At 61.2% G+C, this 449-nt stretch carries 1 protein-coding gene; it reads right to left on the reverse strand.

Annotated elements, in window-relative coordinates; all coding sequences use genetic code 11:
- Positions 1–39: 39 nt before the first annotated feature.
- Positions 40–449: DDE-type integrase/transposase/recombinase (locus MRBLMA1_RS16725; protein ID WP_363738259.1), on the reverse strand; the 410-nt coding region annotated here is incomplete at its 5' end.

The raw sequence follows: 449 nt of genomic DNA on the forward strand, positions 1-449 counted from the left end.
TGAACCGCCCCGGGATTGCCGGAGGCCATTTGGCTTAAATTATGCTGCCATGGGTGTGTCGTCCAGCATGGCGTAGTAGAGCTCCTCGGCTTCGGCAGGCGGGATGTTGCCGATGGGTGCGAGCAAGCGCCGGTTGTTAAACCAGTCGACCCATTCGAGAGTGGCGTATTCAACCGCTTCAAATGACCGCCATGGTCCCCGCCGGTGGATCACCTCCGCCTTGTAAAGACCGTTGACCGTCTCAGCCAAGGCGTTGTCGTAGCTGTCGCCAACACTCCCGACAGACGGCTCGATCCCGGCTTCGGCAAGGCGCTCGGTATACTTGATCGAGACATACTGGCTGCCGCGGTCGCTGTGGTGGATGAGGCCACCGCGATGGACAGGGCGCCGATCATGGATCGCCTGTTCGAGGGCATCCAGCACGAAGCTGGCATGCGCCGTCCTGCTCA

This window comes from Sphingobium sp. LMA1-1-1.1, from assembly GCF_040676365.1.
GTDB lineage: Bacteria > Pseudomonadota > Alphaproteobacteria > Sphingomonadales > Sphingomonadaceae > Sphingobium.